We start from the raw sequence: 23122 nt of genomic DNA on the forward strand, positions 1-23122 counted from the left end.
GCATTTTGGGCCCCACCGCAACAGACGGAGAAACTGCATGACTGATATCACTCTATTTCACAATCCTCGATGCTCTAAAAGCCGCGAAACCTTAGCGCTATTAGAACAGCAAGATGTGAATGTCACTGTCGTGGAATATCTGAAAAACCCGCCAAGTGTTGAACAGCTACATTGGCTGGTAGAAAAACTCGGATTTGATAGCCCACGCCAATTGATGCGTACCAAAGAAGCCGAATATAAAGAGCAAGGTTTGGATGACAGTGCATTGACAAGTAGTCAGCTACTGCAAGCGATGGCAGCGACACCTAAGCTAATTGAACGCCCAATTGCCATTAATGGTGACCGGGTGGCGCTGGGTCGTCCACCTGAGAACGTACTGGAGATTATTTAACGCTAACCGTATATAAAAAGGCCGCAATTTTGTTGCGGCCTTTTTATATAACCAAATCAATCGAGATGTGCCTTACGTAAAGAACACTTCAGCTAACAACCGCCGTGATATTTACGCCGCAACCGCCGATAACTCAACAGTTACTTGCCGCAAACACTGACCGAGGGAAGGTGCGATAAAGCCTGCGCCAAACGCGGGATGTGTAAGACATAGCTTTGCTTCGCTTCGCTCACAAATCCCCATAATGCTTAGATAATAGAGAAGCTCCTAAAGACGTAGGATCTCTTTTACAAATGGAATCGTCAGCTTACGTTGATGCACCATCGACGCTTTATCGAGTTTATCGAGCACATCAAACAACGTGCGTAAATCTCGCGCTAGACGCGTTAGCAAGAACTTGCCAGTTTCCTCCGGCAATTGCAGGCCACGCATTGCAGCTCGACGTTGCAGCGCCGCTAATTTTTCATCATCAGCCATAGGGTTAAGTTGGTAGCTTAAGCCCCACTGCATACGCGACACTAAATCGGGCAACGAGAACCCAGCATCAACCGGTGCATTGCGGCCTGAAACAATCAAGGCACAACGCCCTAACTCTGCCACTCGGTTATAGAGATCAAATAACGCCTCTTCCCATAACGGATGGCCAGCTATGGCGTCTACATCATCAATACACACTAAGTCCAATTGTTCTAGGTGCTCAAGTAATGCAGGTGAAATACTGGCATGGATACTGAGTGGCACATAAAAGTTACTGCGTTCTAATTCGTTGGCGTGAGCACAAGCAGCATGTAACAGATGCGTTCTGCCGGATTTCTCTGGGCCCCACACGTATAAAGATTGTTGTTTGTGCCCTTCGGCCGCAGCACACAAGGCTTTAATCAATTCGTCATTACCACTCGCGGGATAATAACTCTCAAAAGTTTCGTCATCGGGAAGATAAACCGGCAACGATAGTTGTATTGGATTATTTTGACTCAATCGAACGTCCACGTTGGCAATAATGACTACTTCGCATCCCAGCGATAAACACCTATCAGGTTATTTGTGGTGCTATCCATGGGCGAACCTATTGGTTGGTTTTCATCGAGACGAATACGCTGCTCCAGCCGCAATACATTACTCAAATCATCACGACTGCCAAACAGTTGCAACTGATAAACTACGTGATTACCCTGCACCGACTTAATATAAAAATGTTTTACTGCCGACAATTGGCTAAAGAAGCTTTCAATCTCGACCAACTGCCGCATGTGCGCCACGTTGTTAAATTCAATTTGGGCGACATCGGCTTGACCAGAATCAGTAACTGCGTATTGCTGTACGAAGTAGTCAGATAACGACAGCATAATTTCATCTATCGCAGCGGCCCTATCTTGCGCAGCACCGTTGCGGCTCACTAATGCGGTGAAAAACGGCGTAGCCAAAGCGCTTCTGGCGTATAAGCTCATTTGGTATTGTACCTGATTATCGGGGCTGCTATCGAAGGTTACCATGGCAAAATAGTCGGCTTGATAACGGGCAGACGCTTTAGCAACTGTATCAGCAAATTGACCGCGTACATCGTTAACATTGACCGCCATTAAGTCATCCAGATCCAATAACGGAAACATCAATGGAATACCGCGTTGACGGGAGGCTTTGGCAAATGCTTGACGCTCTTCAGCGGCCGATTCATCTGCCACTAAATGACGCTCGCCTTCGGTGTCTGACGCTAGCCAAACTAATGTTAATGGCCGCTGTTTGCCCCACACTGGTAATCCCGCCTCGCGCAATAGGCGAATCACTTTATCATGTTCGAAGGTCGCTCTTAATTGCAGGCCATCTTCTGCTTGTTCGTAGGAATATTGCACCACTAAAGAGGACGCATTGGATAATGCCGCTTGGATCTGTGCATTACCGCGTAACTCTTTTGCACCCGAGTTAAGTAACAACACATTAAACAACGCTTGTTGCAAAGCATCGCTACGATCATTATTAGCTCGCGAATCAACGGTTACGGTTGAACTATCAAGCTGGTCAATTTCGACCGCAGCTGCCATTTGTGTCGCCAACAGTAAGCTTATAGTGGCGAAAATCCCTGAAAGATATTTGAGCATACGTGCTTGGTTGCCTACGATTGATGTGGCGCAAGTGTACCACAGATATTGATTCAGCAAATCCGTCAGCGAGTGCTTTGCGGCTATTCAGTCAGCAACCGTTATGAAAGCCAATGGATTGACAAAAATTTGAACTAAATCGTCAAAAATATTCTGAAGCGAAAACGGCATGCTGGTAGCATATGCCGAATTTTAACAGCCAAGGGCATAATAATGAAAAACCTCACCCTTCCACTGCAAGGCGCACAGATGTTATTTGTCGCCTTCGGCGCATTGGTGTTGGTGCCGTTACTGACGGGACTCAACGCCAGCGTTGCGCTATTTACTGCAGGTCTCGGTACACTGATCTTTCAGCTTTGTACCAAACGCGAAGTGCCAGTATTTTTGGCATCATCATTTGCGTTCATCGCACCGATTCAATTTGGCGTGAGCAATTTCGGCATTGCCGCCACCATGGGCGGTTTGATTGCTGCAGGCTGTGTCTACGTCGTGTTAGCCACCATTATCAAACTGCGTGGTTCAGGCTTTATCAAAAAATTATTGCCGCCCGTAGTTGTTGGGCCGGTGATCATGATCATTGGTTTGGGCTTAGCACCCACAGCCGTCAACATGGCGCTGGGTAAAAGTGGCGATGGTAAACTGGTGTTGGTTGCTGCCGAGCCAGCGTTGATTATCTCTATGCTGTCACTGGTAACGACCATCGCGGTGGCTATTTTCGCTAAGGGTCTGCTGCGGTTGATGCCGATTCTATCAGGGATCGTCGTTGGTTATCTGGCGAGCCTTTACTTAGGCATTGTTAGCTTTGACAAAATAGCTGAAGCGTCTTGGTTCGCGATGCCCGATTTCATTACCCCTGAGTTTAACTGGTACGCCATTGCTTATATGATTCCCGTCGCCATTGCCCCCGCAGTGGAACATATCGGTGATGTCATCGCGATTTCCAACGTCACTGGCAAGGACTTCTTCAAAAAGCCAGGCTTACACCGCACACTCGCCGGTGATGGTTTAGCAACAATTGCAGCAACCGCTCTGGGAGGCCCACCAAACACGACTTATTCTGAAGTGACAGGGGCAGTAACACTGACCAAAAACTTCAACCCTGTCGTGATGACTTGGGCGGCAGTTTGCGCCATTGTGCTGGCATTTGTCGGTAAGTTGGGTGCAGCACTGCAAACCATTCCTGTCCCAGTGATGGGCGGTATTATGTGTTTGCTGTTTGGCTCCATTGCGGCGGTAGGTTTGAATGCGATGATTAAAGCACAGGTGGATCTGAACGAGCCTCGTAATTTGGCCATTGTCGGTGTGACGTTGGTATTTGGCATCGGCGGTATGGCATTTGGTATCGGCGATTTCAGTCTAACTGGCATTAGCTTGTGCGGTATCGTGGCAATCTTGTTAAACTTAGTGCTGCCACATGGACATCATCACGATAAAGCTGAACATTAAGATTTGGCTGGATAACTAACGATAAAAAGCCGCTCACTGAGCGGCTTTTTATCAGTCGAGTCAGCAAAAAAAACACTGGTCTACTTTGCGGAGATTATGCTGGTTTCATTATCTCGAAGTGACGATAAGCGCGATCGGTGGCGATTCGTCCACGCGGGGTACGCTGAATAAAACCTTGTTGGATTAAGAACGGCTCTAACACATCTTCAATGGTCTCACGCTCTTCACCAATCGCCGCCGCTAAGTTATCGAGGCCAACAGGGCCCCCCATAAACTTGTCGATAATGGCAAGCAGTAACTTACGGTCCATGTAATCGAAGCCTTCACCGTCAACATCCAACATATCCAGCGCTTGTTGAGCCACGTGTTGGGTGACATGGCCATCATGTTTAACTTCGGCATAATCACGCACGCGGCGTAGCAAACGGTTAGCAATACGTGGCGTGCCACGTGAGCGCATGGCAATTTCACGAGCGCCCTCGGCATCGAGCGGAAGATCTAACATGGTGGCAGAACGCGCTACAATGGTGCTGAGATCATCGACGTTATAAAACTCTAATCGCAATGGAATGCCAAAACGTGCTCGCAGTGGCGAAGTTAACGCCCCTGCCCGCGTGGTGGCACCGATTAAGGTAAATGGCGGAATATCCAGTTTAATGGAACGTGCGGCAGGGCCTTCACCAATCATGATATCCAACTGGTAGTCTTCCATCGCCGGGTAAAGGATCTCTTCTACCACTGGGCTTAGGCGGTGAATTTCATCAATAAATAGCACATCCCCCGCCTCCAGATTGGTCAACAGCGCAGCTAAATCGCCAGCCTTTTCCAACACAGGGCCGGAGGTGGATTTGATGTTCACGCCCATCTCATTGGCAACAATCATCGCCAAAGTGGTTTTACCTAAACCTGGAGGACCATAAATCAACATATGATCGAGAGCTTCGTTACGGTTTTTGGCCGCCTGAATAAACACTTTAAGCTGCTCGCGTGCTTCATTTTGCCCGGTATATTCATCGAGTAACTTAGGCCGCATCGCACGGTCAATCAGCTCCTCTTGCGGATTATTATTGTGGGGCTGAATAAGACGATCTGCTTCAATCATGAATGCTTAGTTCCTATAACATCGATTTAAGCGCAGCTTTAATGAGGGTTTCTGAATCCATGCCTTCAACGAACACGCCGGAAACAGCCTTGCTTGCTTGAGCGGGCTTGTACCCCAGCGATAATAACGCTGCAATGGCATCTTCTTCGGCAGTGTTTTCCACCGGTGCTGGCGTGAAGTTAGACTTGAGCACAAACTCACGTTCGCTGCCACTGGAGGCTTCCATCAGGCTCTTAAGCTTGTCGCGCATTTCTACCAGCAAGCGCTCAGCCGTCTTTTTACCAACGCCCGGTAGTTTCACTAAGGTTGCAATATCATCACGCTCTACACAACCCACAAATTCGTTAGCCGTCATGCCGGATAAAATGGTCAATGCGAGTTTAGGACCGACACCATTGGCTTTGATCAACAGACGAAACAGTGAACGTTCCTGTTTCGTCATAAAACCGTACAACAGTTGCGCATCTTCACGTACCACAAAATGGGTGTAGATAGTCGCCGACTGATTGAGTTCAGGTAGCTCATAGAAACTGGTGAGCGGCATCTGCAATTCATAGCCGACACCATGCACATCAATCAGCAGTTCTGGCGCTTGCTTTTCAATAATAACGCCCTGTAGACGACCAATCATCGATATCTTCCGTAAGTTCTGGTGGTAGCTTGACCACTAAAGGCAACCAAGCTTTGACAGGTATGATAATGACACACTGCAACACTGAGCGCATCTGCAGCGTCCGCTTGTGGCTTACCGGGCAACTTGAGAATTTGCGTAATCATATGTTGCACCTGCGCTTTTTGCGCTCGTCCAGTGCCCACCACCGCACTTTTAATCTGCGTGGCACTATATTCCGATACCGGTAACCCAGCGTTGGTTGATGCCACAATAGCAGCACCACGGGCTTGCCCAAGCTTTAACGCTGAGTCAGCATTTTTTGCAAGAAACACTCGTTCAATTGCCATTTGATCAGGCTGATATTGTCGAATAATTTCGCTGATGCCGGTAAAAATTTGTTGCAGACGTTGCGGTAAGTCATCGGAAACGGTGCGTATGCAGCCGCTACCGAGGTAAATTTGATGGCGACCCTGGCACTGGATCACGCCATAACCGGTGATCCGTGAGCCGGGGTCAATCCCTAGAATGATGGGCATAGGGATTAGTCGAGTTTTTCCATCACTTCGTCAGAGATTTCTGCGTTGTGATAAACTTCTTGCACGTCATCGTGGTCTTCTAAGGTGTCGATCAAGCGCAGGAATTTAGCGGCAGTTTCTTCATCCAGATCAGATTTTGTTGAAGGCACCATAGTCACTTCGGCATTCACTGATTCAAAGCCCGCGGCATCTAAGGCATCTTTCACGGTACCGAAAGCGGCTGGTTCAGTATAAACGTCGATAGAACCATCATCATTGACTTGTACGTCGTCAGCGCCCGCTTCCAACGCAGCTTCCATGATTTCGTCTTCATCGATACCGGTGTCATAGCTGATAACGCCTTGTTTGGTAAACAAGTAAGCGACAGAACCATCAGTACCTAAGTTACCGCCAGACTTGTTGAAAGCGTTACGTACGCCAGTGACGGTACGGTTGCGGTTGTCAGTCATACATTCAACCAATACCGCGGTGCCGCCTGGTCCGTATCCTTCGTAGGTGATGGTTTCTAAGTTTTCACCATCCAACTCCCCCGCACCACGCTTGATAGCGCGCTCGACGGTATCACGCGTCATGTTGTTAGATAACGCTTTATCCATGGCGGCACGCAGACGTGGGTTGGAATCAGGATCTGAACCACCTTCACGCGCTGATACAGTCAGTTCGCGAATGAATTTGGTGAACAGTTTGCCGCGCTTCGCGTCCTGACGACCTTTGCGGTGCTTGATGTTGGCCCATTTACTATGACCTGCCATAAATTACTCCTCTTTATTATCGGGAAATGGTCGCCCGATAGATAAACAGACCGAGGCAAATGCCTCGGCTTAGTTCAAATTAAATAAAATTACTCTGATTTTTCAGCGGCTTTTTCAGCTTTAGTCACGTCGATGCCAAGCTCAACCAGTTGTTGTGGATTCGCTAGACTTGGCGCGTCAGTCAAAGGACATGCCGCTGTCGTTGTTTTAGGGAACGCCATAACATCACGGATTGACGTAGCGCCAGTCATCAACATCACCATACGGTCCAGACCGAAGGCCAAGCCCGCGTGTGGTGGCGTACCGTAGCGCAACGCTTCCAACAGGAAGCCAAATTTTTCTTGGGCTTCTTCATCGGAGATACCCAAAACCTTAAATACTGTGGCCTGCATATCTTGTTTGTGGATACGCACCGAACCACCGCCCAGCTCTACGCCGTTCAGTACCATGTCGTAGGCATCAGATACTGCAGCACCTGGATTTGCAGCTAACTCTTGCGCATTCACTGTGCTTGGCGCAGTAAATGGATGATGCACGGCATACCAACGGCCATCCGCTTTCTCAAACATTGGGAAATCAACCACCCACAGCGGCTTCCACTCGCCTTGCAATAAGTCAAAATCTTGGCCCAGTTTCAAGCGCAGCGCGCCCATGGCTTCAGCCACTACGTTAGCCTTATCAGCACCAAACAGAATAATGTCACCTGTTTTGGCATCAACGCGTGCGAGGATGTTGCTAACAATCTCTTCGTTCAAGAATTTCAATACTGGCGATTGGATACCGTCCAAGCCCGCATCGATATCGTTAACTTTCATCCATGCCAAGCCTTTAGCTCCGTAGATGCTAACGTACTTGGTGTAGTCATCAATTTGTTTACGCGACAAGCTCACGCCATTCGGCACTTTAATCGCGGCAACACGGCCTTCTGCGTCATTAGCGGGGCCCTTGAAAACGGCGAAATCGACGTCTTTTACCAAGTCCGCTACGTCAACTAGCTCCAGCGGGTTACGCAGATCCGGTTTGTCTGAGCCGAAACGACGCATCGCTTCGTCCCAAGTCATCTTCGGGAATTCGCCAAGATCAACATTCAGCAACTCTTGGAACAGACCGCGTACCATCTCTTCGGTTTTTTCCATCACCTGCTCAGAGGTCATGAACGAAGTTTCGATATCAATCTGGGTAAATTCTGGCTGACGGTCAGCACGTAAATCTTCATCACGGAAGCATTTAACGATTTGATAGTAACGATCAAAACCAGACATCATCAGCAGCTGTTTGAACAGCTGTGGTGATTGTGGCAAGGCAAAGAAGTGACCTTTATAAGTACGGCTAGGAACTAAATAGTCACGGGCACCTTCAGGTGTGGCTTTGGTCAGAATTGGGGTTTCAATATCGAGGAAACCGTTGCCATCAAGATAACGGCGCACAGCGCTGGTCACTTTGGCACGGAAGATCAAGCGCTGAGTCATCTCTGGACGACGCAGGTCTAAATAACGATATTTCAGACGTTGCTCTTCGCTGTTGTTCTGGAAGTTATCCATACTCAGCGGCAGCGGTTCAGACGCGTTGATAATGGTCAGTGCAGTACCTAACACTTCAATTTCGCCGGTGCGCATCTGTGCATTTACTTGGCTGTCAGGGCGAGCACGCACCACGCCTTTTACTTGCACACAAAATTCGCTACGCAGCGAGCTGGCAACGTCGAATACTTCTGGCAAATCGGGATCATAAACTACTTGGATCAGGCCTTCGCGGTCGCGAAGATCCAAAAATACCACACCGCCTAAGTCACGGCTGCGGTTAACCCAACCTACCAAAGTTACTTCTTGTCCAACGTGAGACTTGTTTACGTCCCCACAATAATGGCTGCGCATCGTATTATCCTTTGTTGCTGCCGGATGGCGCCGGTACGAAAATAGATTTTGGGGCAGCATTATATTGAATTAATGCCATTTACCAAAGCCCCGCTTTACTAGACGGTGAAGTATCAAACACTTTAAGGTTTTTGACCATAGCCAGACTGAGTCCGTGAAGATAAACGGCCAAAATACCAACAAAATTTAGCTGTTCGCCGCTTGAAACGGTCTCGATTGAGCGAATCCCTTGCTGCTGGTGGGCAGAAATCTGTAAAATACGCCCGTTTTCGTATTTAAGAACCTACCGATGCAATCTTCTCAAGACAATATTTACGCCTCCGCACTTGGTAAAGTGACCGACTTTACCTTTGACGACCGAGTGGCTGGCGTGTTTAGCGATATGATCCAGCGTTCAGTGCCGGGTTACGCTCAAATTGTGAATTCTATTGGCGACTTTGCGTATCGTTTTGCTAAAAACGATACGCAGGTATATGACTTAGGCTGTTCTCTTGGCGCGGCCACGTTGAGCATGCGCCGTCATATCGGTGGCAGAAACTGCAAAATTATAGCCGTCGACAACTCCGCCGCTATGACAGAGCGCTGCCGCGAACATCTCAACGCCTACGTGAGTGACACGCCAGTTGAACTGATATGTGCCGACATTCGTGATGTTGAGATTAACAACGCCTCCATGGTGGTGCTCAACTTTACCCTGCAATTTTTGCCGCCCGAAGATCGTCGTACCTTACTGAGCAAAGTCTACCAAGGCTTAGTACCAGGCGGCGCATTGATTTTGTCCGAGAAACTGCGCTTTGAAGATGATGTGATTCAGCAAGTGATTGACGAGCACCATCTAGATTTCAAACGGGCCAATGGTTACAGCGAATTGGAAATCAGCCAAAAGCGCAGCGCAATCGAAAATGTGATGAAAACCGACACGCTTGCCATTCATCAAGCGCGCTTTAGTGAGGTGGGTTTTACCCACCACAACGTGTGGTTTCAGTGTTTAAATTTTGCCTCAATGGTGGCGGTCAAGTGATTAGTTTTACACGTTTTTATAAAGATATTGCTGAAAATCAACTGCAAGTTTGGTTAGAACATCTGCCCGCTAAATTAGCCACATGGCAGCGTGAAAATAAACATGGCGCCTTACCCAAGTGGGAAAAGGTGCTGGCTAAGCTTAACTACCCCGCGCCAGATAAGCTTGATTTGAAAACCTCAGTGACAATCGGCAGTGGCGACCAGTTAGCTGAAGGACCAAAAGAAAAACTCGAAAATCTGCTGCAACTGCTGCACCCATGGCGTAAAGGGCCGTTCTACGTCCACGGCATTCACATTGATACGGAATGGCGCTCCGATTGGAAATGGGATCGCGTGTTGCCGCATATCTCTCCACTTGAAAATCGCACCGTGCTCGATGTCGGTTGTGGTAGCGGTTATCACATGTGGCGCATGTACGGGGAAGGCGCTAAGTTTGTGGTGGGGATTGATCCTTCGTCACTATTTTTATGCCAATTTGAAGCCATTAAACGTTTAGCGGGTGAACATCTTCCGGTGCATCTACTGCCATTGGGGATTGAAGAGCTGCCAGCATATGACACCTTTGATACCGTGTTCTCGATGGGGGTGTTATATCATCGCCGCTCACCGATTGATCATCTGTTGCAGTTGCGCGACCAACTGCGCGATGGCGGAGAATTGGTGCTAGAAACCTTGGTCATTGAAGGCGATGAAAATACAGTATTGGTGCCACCAGACCGTTACGGCAAAATGAACAACGTATGGTTTATTCCCTCGGTTGCGGCACTAGAGTTGTGGCTGAAGAAATGTGAATTCACTGACGTGCGTTGTGTAAACGTTGATGAAACATCGCTTGACGAGCAACGTACCACCGAATGGATGCGTAATGAATCGCTGCCAGACTTTCTTGACCCAAGCAATCCAGCATTAACGGTTGAGGGCCACCCGGCACCACGCCGAGCGACATTTATTGCCATCAAATAATTTGACAAAGGAAACATGGACGGCCAATGCGATTAACTAACAGTACAGTAAATAAAGGCAAATACCGTCCATTTTATTTGATCGCAGCGTCCATATTCTGCTGTTTAGCCACTACACCAGCGCATGCACTGGACGCAGTGTCACTGTTCGTCAATCAATGCTTAGAGTACAACGACAACTTCAGTGCTGACTTCACCGATGCCACCGCGCTAGAGCGACAAACGCTCGGGCTACAAAATCTTAATGACCGAGTGCAATACTACCGCCAGTTTCAGCTTTCCAGTGATGATCAGGAATGGTTGCTGCAATGTCAGTTATCGGTCGCCGCAACGACGTCTAAAATATTGCATTCTGCCGAATTACCCGAATTACTGCAGCAGTTGGCAAGCTCTTCGCAACCACAACATCGTGCGCTCGCCGCCCGCTATCAGTTTTTTCAACAGCAGCAGCTTAACGACGCTGACAAAATTCGGCTAACTACGGCGCAAACGGCGATAAAACAACGTCTCAACAGCAGTAGTTTTCAGATGGATTTAGGCAGTTGTGCACTCGGCCCCCCCGCCGAAGAACCACAGCCATTTAACCAATCGATAGCTCGCTATCTCATGGCACAAAACGATGAAGATTGTCGCTACAAGGTATGGTCAGCATTTCAAACGCGTGCCGTAGCTGCGGTTAAAACTGATTTAGCAACCTTAACCGATATTCGCGATAAACAAGCGCAAGCCCAAGGCTACCACGACTATGCCGAGTTAGTGTTTAGGCATACTTTGGTTGGCAATGCTGCGACGGCTAAAGCCTTTTTACAAGCGATGCAGCACCCCGTAGGGGTGTCGCCGTGGAGTATCGGACAACAACTGCGAGCGGCACCTAAGACGCCGTTCACGCCGTTACCTAAGTCAGAATATCTGCAGCAGTTGACCTCGGCGTTAGCCACGCTAGGGATAACACTAGAAAACGTTAACCATGAATGGCTAAGGCTATGGCACCAGCAACGGCTGCTGGGGGATGTGATGCTGTCGGAAGGTAAACCTGCCGCACTACTAATGCGCCGCAGCGTTGTTGGTCATCAAACGGGCATAAGTTATCTGAGTTTGCCGGAAAGTTTCAACCGCCCAGTACATGTTGAGCGCGCCAACGAAGCAGTTGCACACATGGTCACCATGATGGCTGCCGGTGGACGCTACTCGCTGATCAACGAATTTTCACAGCAAGCTGATACACAGTCGTTGGCAGCAAATTGGCTAACAGACTATTTAGATAAGCAAATGACAATCAGCTACGCGCCGCAGTCGCGAGAAGCGTTATATCAGCAATACCAGCAACAATTTGAACGTATCAATGCCCTAGCCGCGTTAAAGTTTTACACGCGAGATAGCAGTATCAACTTATCAGATGCCTTTAAGCGTTCTTTCGGCCATGATTGGTCACAAGCCGCGATGTTGCCCTACACCTTTGCTGGTATTGCTGATAGTGGCCCACTTTATTTCAGTCATCTACTGCAACAGCAATTAGCTAGCGCATTAGTACAGCGTACCACCCATTGTTCACCTGCCATGCTGTTTAACACTCTAGTGGTGAATGAGCAACAGCAACCACTAGAGCCATTGTTGCAGCAATTCTGGCCTAATGGCATTGACGGATTTATCCAGCAATTAGCTTCTAATGACGATACCGCTAGCGAGGTTTGCCCTACTATACTTGAGCTCGCCGAGCGTTAGGTTAGCTCACAGTTGCACAGCGCTTGCATTAAACCGTGGACGCGACGCAGAGTCTGCTGCACCACCATGCTACGCGTGCCGATGACCATGATCCGCCGCACAATGCCTGTATCTACTTAAAAGTAACCAGCGCCAAATAGCTAGCATTCATGAGTATGTTCGCCCCTGAGTCTTGCCTCTAGCACCAGATTTGACATGATAAGAACAGGCTCTTTGTAGGTGTGGCAGTGGACATGTTAACGCGTTCAGTTTGATATAAAGCATGTTTTCATCAACATAGCGAATGCAATGATTTGATTAATTCGATTTTTCAGGGCACTATCAGCGAAACAATTCGATTTAATTGTACATATGCATAGACCCAAATCCACTCTCGAACAATGGCGTATTCTGCAAGCCGTGGTAGATTACGGCGGTTATGCTCAAGCTGCAGAACACCTCAACAAAAGCCAGTCTTCACTTAACCATGCGGTGGCAAAGCTGCAATATCAGTTAGGGATTCAGTTGCTGGAAGTTCGTGGTCGCAAGGCATATCTCACCGAACAAGGCGAAGTACTGTTACGCCGCTCTCGCCACCTCACCCAAACTGTTAACGAATTAGAACAACTCGCGAGTAATCTAGAACAAGGTTGGGAACCATCGTTAGTTATCGCCCGTGAGCTGGTGTATCCGATGGATATATTGACCGATGCGCTGGCGAAATTCTTACCAGAAAGTCGTGGTACACGCATTACAGTAGTGGATACGGTGATCAACGGCACAAGTGAGCTGATTGTGAATAACGAAGTGGATCTCGCCATTTGCGGCATGCCACCCAAAGGCTACATTGCTGAGCCGTTATGCGATTTAGAGTTTTACTTGGTATGCCATCCGCAGCACCCGTTGGCCGAGGTTGGTGAATTAGAAGACGATCATGAGCTAGCTCAACATCTACAGTTAGTGATCAAAGATACTGGCGTCAATCCTGCGCAAGAGATTGGTTGGCTCAAAGCCGAGCAGCGTTGGACAGTGAGCAATTTCCACGAAGCTAAGGTGATTTTATCCAAAGGGATTGGTTTTTGCTGGGTACCACGTCACTTGGTCGAGGATGAGATCAAAACGGGTAAATTAGTACGCTTGAAAGTCAAAGGTGCCAGTACTCGCCGTATCGTATTAACGCTGGTAGTACCGCAAAGAGATAATCAAGGACCCGCCTGTAAATTGCTCGAATCAATTATTTTAGAGCAACACGCGCAAACGTCATCCGAACTTACCCCCTACATGCTGGAACGATAAAACTCGCCATTAGCCGCTCGCTCCCGAGCATTGAGATTAGCATTCGGGGGCGTTAAATTATCCAAACGCTCAACACTAGCAGTTTGATTACTCGCTTCATCGTTTTTTGGCCCAAGTTTAGCCATCACCAACGCAATGCCCATATTGTAGGTTGGCGCTTGATTATCGCTTTCGCTATTAGCGGCGTCGGCTAACGAAGGTTGGCCACTGGTTTCAGTTTCGGCGTCAGTCTCTGTCGTTTTAAGTTCTGCCATACGTTCATCAGTAAGCTCTTGCCGCGCGTCGTTATATTTACGCATCGCATCGGCCGCGATCCGCATATCAGCTGCCGAAGGTTCCACCGGTGCCATGGCAGCGGAATACACCTGCCGCATTTTTTGCATGGTCTCCTCTGGGTCGCCTTCCACAACGGAGATATCGATCTGCACTTCACCACTGACCGCATAGCGTTTGCCATCTGGACCTTGCTGATATTCCAAACCCGGCTGGCCCGCTAAATTACCGCCGACAGCGGCATGAGCTTGCTCATGGGCGCGGACCTCTTCATCCCGCTGTGCTAGCTCGTCCAGCTCTTGTATCTCTTGCTCGGTTAACGGCACCCTGTTGGGACTGGTCGGTTGTGATGCAGATGCCTCAGCGCTTAACTCTGTACTGGCTGCGTTTTGCTGCTCTCCGGTCTCGTCAGCGTTAGTAGTATCTTCAGCATTTGTCTCCGGCTCAGATACAGTAACATCATCGGTCGAGCTGGCGGCACTTGCTAAACCGCTAGCCCCGAGAAAGCCTTTACTGAGACTGACCAAACCATCGCGAGATTGACCTGTTGCCGCTGACTCGGTTGAATCATGAGGTTGGGCATTAGTGGGATGGGTAACCGCTGCTAGGTGAGCGGTTGAGGTTGAACTGACTGAGGGTGATGCCACCACAGGAGCGGCACTTGGCGCCTTAGTTACTGCGACAGCTGCTGGCGCTTCGGCAATCGCACGCTGAGACCTGCTGACATTCACCGATGTCAGTGATGGCGCATTTCCGCTAGAAAGCGCCGTAAGCACGTTACACCTCGATGTCGATTATGCTGCCAATGGCTTCATTCGCACGTGAAATCACATTTGCAGAGGCTTCACCTTGACGTTCAGAAGCTAACGCAGAAACGATAGCGCCAGTTTGATCGACAGCTTGAGGAGATTCTACGCCGCTTTGTGCTTGTTGGTTTTCTGTTGGCTTAGCGACTTCAATAGTGGCTTGCATGAGGCCATTCTGGGCATTTTGTAACCCTTGAACACCAGCGTTAAAGGCAGATTGGATTTGCATATCGGTCTCCTTGCGGAATAAATATCATGCGCGAGTAAACGGTAATATCACACGAGAATAACGAGCATGATGCATCGCTTAATTATTGTGCATTCACTAACAAATGTACAGCCTCACTACCGCCTTTATCGAGGAAGATTTGCAGCGATGTCGTGACGGGATCGTTCAAGCGCAGTTACAGCTCTTATCTGCTGAATGGCTTACAGAGTGCGAGCATTATCTAAGGTGTCGGAACGATTAAAATTTTCCAACATTGAGCCATGCAATCAACTCGCTAAGCCTTAATGTCGGTGTTGTTGAATGCGCGCCTTTAAGGAAGCATCAAGCAGCCGCTCATCATCGGTTTGACCGCATTTGAACGGAAACCCGAGATTTTTTGCATTCGGGTTAAGCTGAGTCGGTGTTTTGACCACGCGATAACAGGTACTGCCGACTTTAACAATCCGGTTAGGATCTAACGCCGAGTCTAACGAGCCGTTGCGTTCGGCCAACGGTTGTTGTGGTAGCTGTAGCGACTTTGATGGTGTGCCCATATCACTCTGACGCTGTGGATGAGCCGCTGTGGCGTACCCATCATCGAACCGCCCTATTACCTGCGTACGTTGTTGCTGTAAGTAATTAGCCGTGGCAGCTCGGATATTTACTTTCGCGGGTGCGTTAACTTTGACAGCGACTTGACGTGGTGCGGTAGGGTTAACGGTATGCTGTTGGTTCAATTCTGTGGCTGTATTCGTGGTTGATGTTGCTGGTGCTGGCTCAATCGGCGTGGTCGGTGTTGAATTCTCGCTAGCAGCCGTGGTGTTAGCGGGGGCGCTTAGTTCCTTAGGGGCGGCAGGCGCATGATACAGAAATGAGCGAATTGAACGAGGCGCGTCAACTGTATCAGGCAATATTGGCAACGCGGGCCGTAACGAGAGCCAACTCAAGATCGCAGCATGGATCGCAGCGACAACGATCAGGAATCGCCACAAAGGCGCCGTGATCGGGATTGACTCTAGTGTAGAGTGTTGACGAGAGTAATACTCGTTATGTTCCAAAGTTGTCATGCGTCCATGCAAATGTTATCAGTAGTTAGCTAAAACGTTTGAACATGTAACCTATTGATAGTTCAATGAGTTGTGTCAGATTAATGCTGAACATGGACGGCAAATACAGCCATTTTTAATTCGGCGTACACGTGTATTCTAATTTTGATAGTCTTTATGCGACTGACTTGGTAGACTCAAGTAAACTTAGTGCTTTGAACAAACTTATGTCTAATTACGCATCTCCCACAGTATATTCAGCCGATTATTCGGCACCAGAAGAGCTAATTAACAGTATTACGCATGGCATTGGTGTGCTGTTGGGTATTGTCGGTTTGGTATTAATGGTACTGAAAGGTGATTCATCACTTACCAACATTCAACTTACAGGTGTCATCCTTTACGGTAGCAGTTTCGTCTTGCTGTTTCTGTGCTCAACCCTCTATCACAGTGTGCCCGCATTACATTGGAAGCGGCGCCTAAAAATCTTAGATCACTGTGCTATCTACCTGCTGATTGCTGGTACTTATACGCCGTTGATGTTGATCGCCCTTGCTAATAGCGATGCCGAATGGGTACTCATCGCGATTTGGGCGCTTGCAGGTAGCGGCGTATTGTTTAAAAGCTTCTTCGTGCACAGATTTAAATTCTTCAGCTTGGGGCTTTACCTGACCATGGGCTGGTTATGTATGGCCGTGCTACCTGATTTGCTGGCGAATCTCTCAACTACTGGATTCTGGTTATTAGTGGCTGGCGGCTTGAGCTATAGCTTAGGCGTACCGTTTTATGCAATTAAGCGCATTCCATATAATCATGCCATCTGGCACCTGTTTGTGCTGGGTGGTGCGGTCTGTCACTTCCTGTGTATCTATCTCACCGTGATCCCAAATCGGTAATTAGTGAAAATCACGCGAGCTCACCGCCAGTTTAGCCATTAGCTTGGAAATGTCGGTGAGCTGCCCAGCTATCACATGCAACACGCCATCTGCGAACTCCACCACACCAGTGACCTGTAAGATCCGGGCGGATAGGAACGGCTGACGCTGCGCGCTAGCTGTTGCCGCCCATACCACCAGATTGGTGTGACCGGTTTCATCTTCCAAGGTAATAAATGTCACACCACTGGCCGTGCTAGGCCGCTGTCGCCCAACCACCAATCCCGCAACCCGCACCACTTGTCCATGCCGACACTGCCAAAGCTGCTCTGCGGTGTGGCAACCACGAAGCTGACCGCTCGCCCGCAGCATCGTCATGGGATGCTTGCCTAAGGTCAACCCAAGTTGCTGATAATCTGCCAGCATGGCGCTGACTTCATCCACCGCGGGCAGTGCGACACATTGCTCTTGCTGATCAGCTTGAGCAAGTAACGGCAATGTAAGCTGCTGACTCGCGGCCAATTGCCAGCGCGCCTGATGGCGATCGCCACTCAATGCGGCAAACGCGTTGGCACTGGCAAGTGCTTCTAATTCATCACGGGCAATGGCGAACAGGGTAAGCTCAGCCATGCTAGCAAAATCCTGCTGGCGTCCAGCCAACAACCGCTTAGCACTATGCTCACTCAACCCTTTGACTAAACGTAAGCCAAGCCGTAAACCATAATCGCCATTGGCGAGAGGCTCTAAAGTACAATCCCATTCACTGCGATTGATGCACACTGGCAACACGCGGCCTTGGTGGTGTTGGAGATCTTGTAGCAACTGCGACGGACTATAAAACCCCATCGGCTGACTGTTAAGCAATGCGCAGCAAAAAGCGGCTGGATAATAGTATTTGAGATAGGCGGAAACATACGCCAGCAAAGCGAAGCTTGCCGAGTGAGACTCGGGAAAGCCGTATTCACCAAAGCCTCGAATTTGCTGAAATATCTGCTGCGAAAACTGCGCACTATAACCATTAGCTGCCATGCCCTCAGTCAGTTTTTTCTCAAACTTACTGAGTTCGCCAGTACGTTTCCAACTCGCCATGGCTCGGCGTAGCTGATCCGCCTCGCCGCCAGAAAACCCCGCAGCAACCATCGCCAATTGGATCACCTGCTCTTGGAAAATGGGCACTCCGAGGGTGCGCTCTAACACGGAACGTACGGCGTCTGAAGGATAATCAACCTGCTCTATTCCATCGCGCCGCCGTAAATAAGGATGCACCATATCACCTTGAATCGGCCCCGGTCGCACAATGGCGATCTGCACCACTAAGTCGTAGTAACAGTTTGGCTTCAAGCGCGGCAACATCGACATTTGCGCCCGCGATTCCACCTGAAACACGCCCATACTGTCCGCTTGTTGCAGCATGCGATACACCTGAGGATCTTCCCACGCGACCTGTGCCATCGAAAAGGGATAATAGTGGCGAGTGAGCAAGCTAAAGCACTTGCGAATGGCGGTGAGCATCCCCAAAGCCAGCACATCGACTTTGAGCAGCCCTAAACTCTCTAAATCATCTTTGTCCCACTGGATCACCGTGCGATCTGCCATGGCAGCATTTTCTATCGGCACTAACTCCGCCAGTGGTCCTGCAGAAATAATAAAACCGCCAACATGCTGTGACAGATGCCGAGGGAATCCCATCAAACGTTCAACTAATGGCAGTAACCACTGTGCATGACCAGCACTAGCAATGAGGTTTTGCGTCTGCAGTTGCTGCGTCCAAGCCTCGTTGTCGCGCCGATCGACACTCGCCAACAGCTGTTCTACTCGTTGTTCATCCAAGCCTAGCGATTTACCCACATCACGCATGGCGCTGCGAAACCGGTAAGTGATCACGCTGGCGGCTAACGCGGCGCGGTCACGCCCATATTTTTGGTAGATATATTGAATGACTTCTTCACGGCGCTCGTGCTCAAAATCTACGTCGATATCTGGTGGTTCATGCCGTTCCTTTGAAATAAATCGTTCAAACAACATATTGACTTTAGTTGGGTCCACCTCGGTAATACCGAGGCAGTAACACACAATAGAGTTAGCTGCCGAACCGCGCCCCTGATGCAGAATATGGCTACTTTTAGCAAAGGAAACCAAGTCATAAATGGTCAAAAAGAAATACTCATAACCCAGTTCAGCGATGATCTCGAGTTCGCGTGAGTATTGTCTTCTTACTGACAGAGGAATATTACCATCAAAGCGTTTGATGGCACCTTTGTTGACCTCTTGCGCTAGATACTGTGTCGCAGTCAATCCCTGAGGAACCAGCTCCGCCGGGTATTCATAACGTAATTCTGTTAGCTGAAATTGGCAGCTATCGGCAATGCGCACGCTATTTTCAAGCCATTCGATAGGAAAGCGTTTGGCGATGGCATCAATTGGTTTCATGGCTGTTTCAGCATTTTGAGGCAGCAGGCCCATCGCGTCATCTATCGCTTTACCATGACGAATACAGGTCAACACATCTAACATGCGCTGCTCGCTAACATGGTGCATATGGACATTGCCCGCGGCAACACAGGGGAATTGCCAACGCTCTGACAGCCGCTGCAATGTTTCAAGCTGCCATGCTTCCCCCGCATTTAACTGCCGCTCAGCTAACAGATAGCAAGGCAGTTGCGTCAGCGTTTCATTCAGGCGTTCAGCTAAGGTAGCCAACTGCTGCTCTGCAAACGCAATATCCTTGTCAGGGTGTTCAGCGACCAGCTCCGCATATAGCGGCGGTCGCCAGAGACAGAAGCAATGCTGTAAAGAGGCAAAATCGGCCAATGCCAACTGATAACTACCTTTCTCTGCGCGGCGTCGCCCCAAAGTGATCAATTGACTGAGGCCAGCATAACCTTGCCGATTTTGCGCCAGCACCACCAGCAAACCTTCAGCTAAATGAAATTCAGCCCCTACCAGCAGTTTGATGCCATGTTGCAATGCTGCATCGTGTGCTTTAACTACACCGGCCAGTGAGCATTCATCCGTCAATGCAATCGCGTGGTAGCCCAACTCGGCCGCTCGAGCCACCAGCTCCTGTGGATGAGAGGCTCCACGCAAAAAGCTATAGTTCGAGATGGTGTGTAACTCGGCGTAATTCACGACATCCACCCATGCAATAACAGTTGTTGTTGACTGCGGAACACCCAGCAATATCGTCCAGATTGATGCAATGCCACATAATAATCCCGTTGTGGATAGCGAGCGGTTGACCAGCAATAACTGATGCGTTCAGGCCCTCGCAGCAAAGTCACATCAGCCGCGGCGATGGCTTCTGGCTCATCCAATAGCCATAACGGTCGTAATGCTAATGCTACCTGTGGAGGCTGCGGTTTCGGGGGCCATTGGCTGATGGCTTGGCTAGCACTTGCCTGCTCCGGTAATGGATGCGGGCTGGCAATTAAGCCGCGTACTTGTTCCACGCCCAACCTCGCTTGTAGCTTTGCCAGTAGTTGCGTAAATGGCTGCTGGGTTTGACTATCATTGGCTAAGGCCGTGCTCGGAATTTCTGGCTCAATGAAGTGCTCTGCCAGCAATTTAATCTCGGTCACAGGCGATACCAAGGTTAAGCGCGCTAACTGTAAGCGACACAACTGCAATAGCCCATCGGCACGATACTCTCCCAATGGATAATCGATGGTAAGAGTGAGTGGCAGTTGCTCTCGTTCGCGATAAACCAGCATCAGTTGCAGCTGACGCACGGCTAACTGTCGTCCGCGTAGATAATCCGCCAGTTGCGTTAACATTGGCGCGAGCGGAAACGTCAGCCCTTCAATAAACTCCACATCGTGTGGCAATAACACCGCTAGTGCAAACGTTGCGGGTAATTGATATGCCTGCCGCTGACAGCTCAGTCGCCCTTCTAATTGCAGTAGTAAGGTTAACAACGCTTGCCCAAACCGTTTGCCAAGCTCAGCACGCGGGAGTTGGCGTAACTGTTGCCAACAATGAATGCCCATCTGTTGTAATCGGTGCCGTGTTTGTGGTGCTAATGGCAATTGGCTGATCGCTAAATGATCGGGTAATTCACTCGCTATCAGCTCAGCACTCATGTTCGCAGTAACTGTGTAGCTCGCCGTCGCCATTGCTGGGCTAAACCGCGTTTGTCTTGGAGTCGATGCGTGATGCGGCGTAATTTCAGGCGCGCTAATGTCGGTATGTTGTGCCGCCAGTACTGCAGCTTGTAGCGGTTGTTTGGCTAATGCCCATTGTGCGTGTAACCCATAATGGCTAAGTCGCTGCTGATATCTCGCCAGTAACTTGTCAACACCAGCAAATAACTTCAGCATGGAGCCGACCTCAAGCACTAGCGTCTCTTGTGGCCAAATCGCCAACTGTAAAGATTGCTGTGCCAAGCTACTCGCTTTACTGGCACTAGGCGCATCAACCAATGCCGGCAATATACGGGCGCTAAAATCGTAATGCCATTGGCACAACCATTGAGTAAGCCGAGCGCGATCTACTTGGGTGTATTCGGTCAGTTGTAACGTCGGCAGCAATGCTTGTGCGGTGGTAGTACTCAACCCCACGGTCACACCTTCAGCCTGCGCCTCAGGAGATGCTGCTACAATTTGCCGCGAACGCTGATCGAATAGCGCCTGTGGTGCTAAGCCACTAAAGACATCAGCGTTTTCAGCATGACCAGTGCCTAGACTCCACGCATGAAACTGTAATAGCAATCCTGGGAAATACACCGCAAGCCAACATTCAGCCATCTTGCGCCTCATGCTGAGCATGGTCGTTTGCCGCATTCAATCGCGCGAGAGATACATCAACACCCGTTTGTTGCCGCGTCTGATGATCACGCGGCGCAGTAAACATGGCGGGGGATGCTGTCGCCGCGAGCGCCATTTTGCGCCAGATAGGTACCGCGATATTAGGTAAGGCAATATCACTGACTGGCCAACCACCACGACGTTTGAGAATACTCAGACGAATAGCCGAGCTATCGGCCTGCAGCGCTAATTTCAGCGGTAACGGATGTTGATTACCAGCTTGCGATAATGGCAAAACACAAAACCCCAAGCTGTTACCCTCTTCTGCCGCCAACTGCAGACGACGCGCCGCTTTTAATGACAAATGGGCAAACCAACCAAGCACTAAACTGCAACTACCACTGTGTAGCGCTTGTTCCATCGCCCATAACGCTTCACGAGCTGATGAGATGTTTAGCCAGATAAACCGTTCTGGCGGCAGCTGTAGCAATGCCAGCCCCAGTGCATTGGGCAACGCTGGCGGTGCTATCAACATAATGGGCGCTAGCGGCTGCTCGGTACATAACGCCCGCATTAAGGGATGTAACAGCCCTAACTCACCACAACCTAAGCCTTGGCTATATAACTCGCATACTCCGTGGGCGGGCCAATACGGCAAGTGCTGGGTAAGCTCGGCAAAGCCGGTACTCAGACCTGTTAGCTGAGTTGCAGCTTGCTCACCGAGCCATAAATCTTGTCGATTGAGCAGTGATGTCAGTGCGGGTTGTGAAGGTAAATGCATAAAAACACCAAGTACTGTATTTTTATACAGTATAGTGCGATTTTGGCACCTTGCAATAGATCTACGCAGGAGAGTGTTCACCTCGGCTACCGACTTTTACCATTAATCGCCCAGAATTTAAGCACGTATATAGCTAATTTTCGCGTCGCAACGGCAATCTATGGCTAAGGCTTTACCGCACGGAGTACAATTCTCTACAATCGTAGTTATAACTCACCTAAGGCTAACGCAGGCTACTGATGACGTCTGAGAATCCCGAGCCACTATCGCCAATGCAGCGCATCTGGTGGATTGTGGCGATGATCCCATCTGGGACGATCACCAGTTATGGCAAAGTCGCTGATATGGCGGGATTACCGGGGCGAGCCCGCTATGTATCACGTGCACTCAAACTTGCGCCAACTGAACTAAGCTTACCGTGGCACCGCGTGGTGAATGCACAAGGTAAAATCGCTTTTCCCGCAGATAGCGCACCATTTCGTGAGCAAGCCCAATTACTACGCAGCGAAGGCGTCATGGTGAACCAAGGCAAAATTCGCTGGTCTGAGTATGAGTGGCACCCAGATGTCGCCACGTTAGTGCTAGGAATGCCGTTCTAA

At 49.4% G+C, this 23122-nt stretch carries 21 protein-coding genes; 8 read left to right on the forward strand and 13 right to left on the reverse strand.

Translation table 11 applies throughout. From position 1 onward, the window contains the following. The first annotated feature begins 37 nt into the window (after window positions 1-37). Window positions 38-391 carry an arsenate reductase (glutaredoxin) gene (arsC, locus tag ACN0TT_RS02645; RefSeq protein ID WP_417760591.1) on the forward strand — a complete coding sequence of 118 codons (354 nt, stop codon included), beginning with the start codon at window positions 38-40 and terminating at the stop codon, window positions 389-391. A gap of 267 nt (window positions 392-658) precedes the next feature. Here arsC and hda read toward each other — a convergent pair whose 3' ends face one another. Together hda and ACN0TT_RS02655 are read right to left on the reverse strand one after the other, a co-directional pair. Then, window positions 659-1369: a DnaA inactivator Hda gene (hda, locus tag ACN0TT_RS02650; RefSeq protein ID WP_417760592.1), complete on the reverse strand. Its 711-nt coding sequence runs from the start codon at window positions 1367-1369 to the stop codon at window positions 659-661. A gap of 26 nt (window positions 1370-1395) precedes the next feature. Continuing rightward, window positions 1396-2430 (reverse strand): DUF2066 domain-containing protein, encoded by a 1035-nt coding sequence (locus tag ACN0TT_RS02655; RefSeq protein ID WP_417760593.1) that lies wholly within the window; start codon window positions 2428-2430, stop codon window positions 1396-1398. Window positions 2431-2700: 270 nt separating this feature from the next. On the opposite strand from ACN0TT_RS02655, the gene ACN0TT_RS02660 reads away from it, so the two are divergent. Beyond that, window positions 2701-3933 (forward strand): uracil-xanthine permease family protein, encoded by a 1233-nt coding sequence (locus ACN0TT_RS02660; RefSeq protein WP_417760594.1) that lies wholly within the window; start codon window positions 2701-2703, stop codon window positions 3931-3933. Window positions 3934-4027: 94 nt separating this feature from the next. On the opposite strand, the gene ruvB is transcribed toward ACN0TT_RS02660, so the two are convergent. The 5 genes from ruvB to aspS form a co-directional block, all read right to left on the reverse strand. Beyond that, window positions 4028-5035 carry a Holliday junction branch migration DNA helicase RuvB gene (ruvB, locus tag ACN0TT_RS02665; protein WP_417760595.1) on the reverse strand — a complete coding sequence of 336 codons (1008 nt, stop codon included), beginning with the start codon at window positions 5033-5035 and terminating at the stop codon, window positions 4028-4030. Between the two features lie 13 nt (window positions 5036-5048). Then, a complete protein-coding gene (gene ruvA, locus ACN0TT_RS02670; RefSeq protein ID WP_417760596.1) occupies window positions 5049-5666 on the reverse strand; it encodes a Holliday junction branch migration protein RuvA in 618 nt (205 codons plus the stop codon). Next, on the reverse strand, window positions 5663-6184 hold the full coding sequence (gene ruvC, locus ACN0TT_RS02675; protein ID WP_417760597.1) for a crossover junction endodeoxyribonuclease RuvC: 522 nt from the start codon (window positions 6182-6184) through the stop codon (window positions 5663-5665). Before ruvC ends, ruvA begins: the two co-directional genes overlap by 4 nt. A gap of 5 nt (window positions 6185-6189) precedes the next feature. After that, window positions 6190-6936 (reverse strand): YebC/PmpR family DNA-binding transcriptional regulator, encoded by a 747-nt coding sequence (locus ACN0TT_RS02680; RefSeq protein WP_417760598.1) that lies wholly within the window; start codon window positions 6934-6936, stop codon window positions 6190-6192. Between the two features lie 89 nt (window positions 6937-7025). After that, a complete protein-coding gene (gene aspS / locus ACN0TT_RS02685; RefSeq protein WP_417760599.1) occupies window positions 7026-8810 on the reverse strand; it encodes an aspartate--tRNA ligase in 1785 nt (594 codons plus the stop codon). 289 nt (window positions 8811-9099) lie between these two features. On the opposite strand from aspS, the gene cmoA reads away from it, so the two are divergent. The 4 genes from cmoA (at window position 9100) to ACN0TT_RS02705 (ending at window position 13792) form a co-directional block, all read left to right on the forward strand. Then, window positions 9100-9831, forward strand: coding sequence for a carboxy-S-adenosyl-L-methionine synthase CmoA (gene cmoA, locus ACN0TT_RS02690; RefSeq protein ID WP_417760600.1), 732 nt, complete (start codon window positions 9100-9102; stop codon window positions 9829-9831). Next, window positions 9828-10796 (forward strand): tRNA 5-methoxyuridine(34)/uridine 5-oxyacetic acid(34) synthase CmoB, encoded by a 969-nt coding sequence (cmoB, locus tag ACN0TT_RS02695; protein ID WP_417760601.1) that lies wholly within the window; start codon window positions 9828-9830, stop codon window positions 10794-10796. The genes cmoA and cmoB overlap by 4 nt, the downstream gene beginning before the upstream one ends. Before the next feature lie 26 nt (window positions 10797-10822). After that, the gene (locus tag ACN0TT_RS02700) at window positions 10823-12517 is read left to right on the forward strand and encodes a hypothetical protein (protein ID WP_417760602.1); all 1695 of its coding nucleotides are present in this window, start codon (window positions 10823-10825) and stop codon (window positions 12515-12517) included. 351 nt (window positions 12518-12868) lie between these two features. Beyond that, complete coding sequence (locus ACN0TT_RS02705; protein ID WP_417760603.1) at window positions 12869-13792, forward strand: LysR family transcriptional regulator; 924 nt, start codon at window positions 12869-12871, stop codon at window positions 13790-13792. On the opposite strand, the gene ACN0TT_RS02710 is transcribed toward ACN0TT_RS02705, so the two are convergent. The 3 genes from ACN0TT_RS02710 to ACN0TT_RS02720 all read right to left on the reverse strand — a co-directional run bounded on the left by ACN0TT_RS02710 (window position 13774) and on the right by ACN0TT_RS02720 (window position 16026). Further along, on the reverse strand, window positions 13774-14841 hold the full coding sequence (locus ACN0TT_RS02710; protein ID WP_417760604.1) for a putative metalloprotease CJM1_0395 family protein: 1068 nt from the start codon (window positions 14839-14841) through the stop codon (window positions 13774-13776). The genes ACN0TT_RS02705 and ACN0TT_RS02710 overlap by 19 nt on opposite strands. A 1-nt stretch (window position 14842) precedes the next feature. Next, complete coding sequence (locus ACN0TT_RS02715; protein ID WP_417760605.1) at window positions 14843-15100, reverse strand: chemotaxis protein; 258 nt, start codon at window positions 15098-15100, stop codon at window positions 14843-14845. A 281-nt stretch (window positions 15101-15381) separates the two neighbouring features. Further along, complete coding sequence (locus ACN0TT_RS02720) at window positions 15382-16026, reverse strand: hypothetical protein (RefSeq protein WP_417760606.1); 645 nt, start codon at window positions 16024-16026, stop codon at window positions 15382-15384. Window positions 16027-16352: 326 nt separating this feature from the next. Between ACN0TT_RS02720 and trhA the strand changes: the two genes are divergently transcribed. Further along, window positions 16353-17021, forward strand: a complete 669-nt coding sequence (trhA, locus tag ACN0TT_RS02725; protein WP_417760607.1) for a PAQR family membrane homeostasis protein TrhA — start codon at window positions 16353-16355, stop codon at window positions 17019-17021. Here trhA and ACN0TT_RS02730 read toward each other — a convergent pair whose 3' ends face one another. The 3 genes from ACN0TT_RS02730 to imuA are packed head-to-tail and all read right to left on the reverse strand — an operon-like array spanning window position 17022 to window position 22523. Then, window positions 17022-20129, reverse strand: coding sequence for an error-prone DNA polymerase (locus ACN0TT_RS02730; RefSeq protein WP_417760608.1), 3108 nt, complete (start codon window positions 20127-20129; stop codon window positions 17022-17024). Then, window positions 20126-21742 carry a Y-family DNA polymerase gene (locus ACN0TT_RS02735; RefSeq protein WP_417760609.1) on the reverse strand — a complete coding sequence of 539 codons (1617 nt, stop codon included), beginning with the start codon at window positions 21740-21742 and terminating at the stop codon, window positions 20126-20128. The genes ACN0TT_RS02730 and ACN0TT_RS02735 overlap by 4 nt, the downstream gene beginning before the upstream one ends. Continuing rightward, window positions 21735-22523 (reverse strand): translesion DNA synthesis-associated protein ImuA, encoded by a 789-nt coding sequence (gene imuA, locus ACN0TT_RS02740; RefSeq protein WP_417760610.1) that lies wholly within the window; start codon window positions 22521-22523, stop codon window positions 21735-21737. The genes ACN0TT_RS02735 and imuA overlap by 8 nt, the downstream gene beginning before the upstream one ends. Window positions 22524-22762: 239 nt before the next feature. On the opposite strand from imuA, the gene ACN0TT_RS02745 reads away from it, so the two are divergent. Then, window positions 22763-23122, forward strand: coding sequence for an MGMT family protein (locus ACN0TT_RS02745; RefSeq protein ID WP_417760611.1), 360 nt, complete (start codon window positions 22763-22765; stop codon window positions 23120-23122).

The sequence above is a fragment of the Shewanella sp. genome (assembly GCF_048265805.1).
Taxonomy (GTDB): Bacteria; Pseudomonadota; Gammaproteobacteria; order Enterobacterales; family Shewanellaceae; genus Shewanella.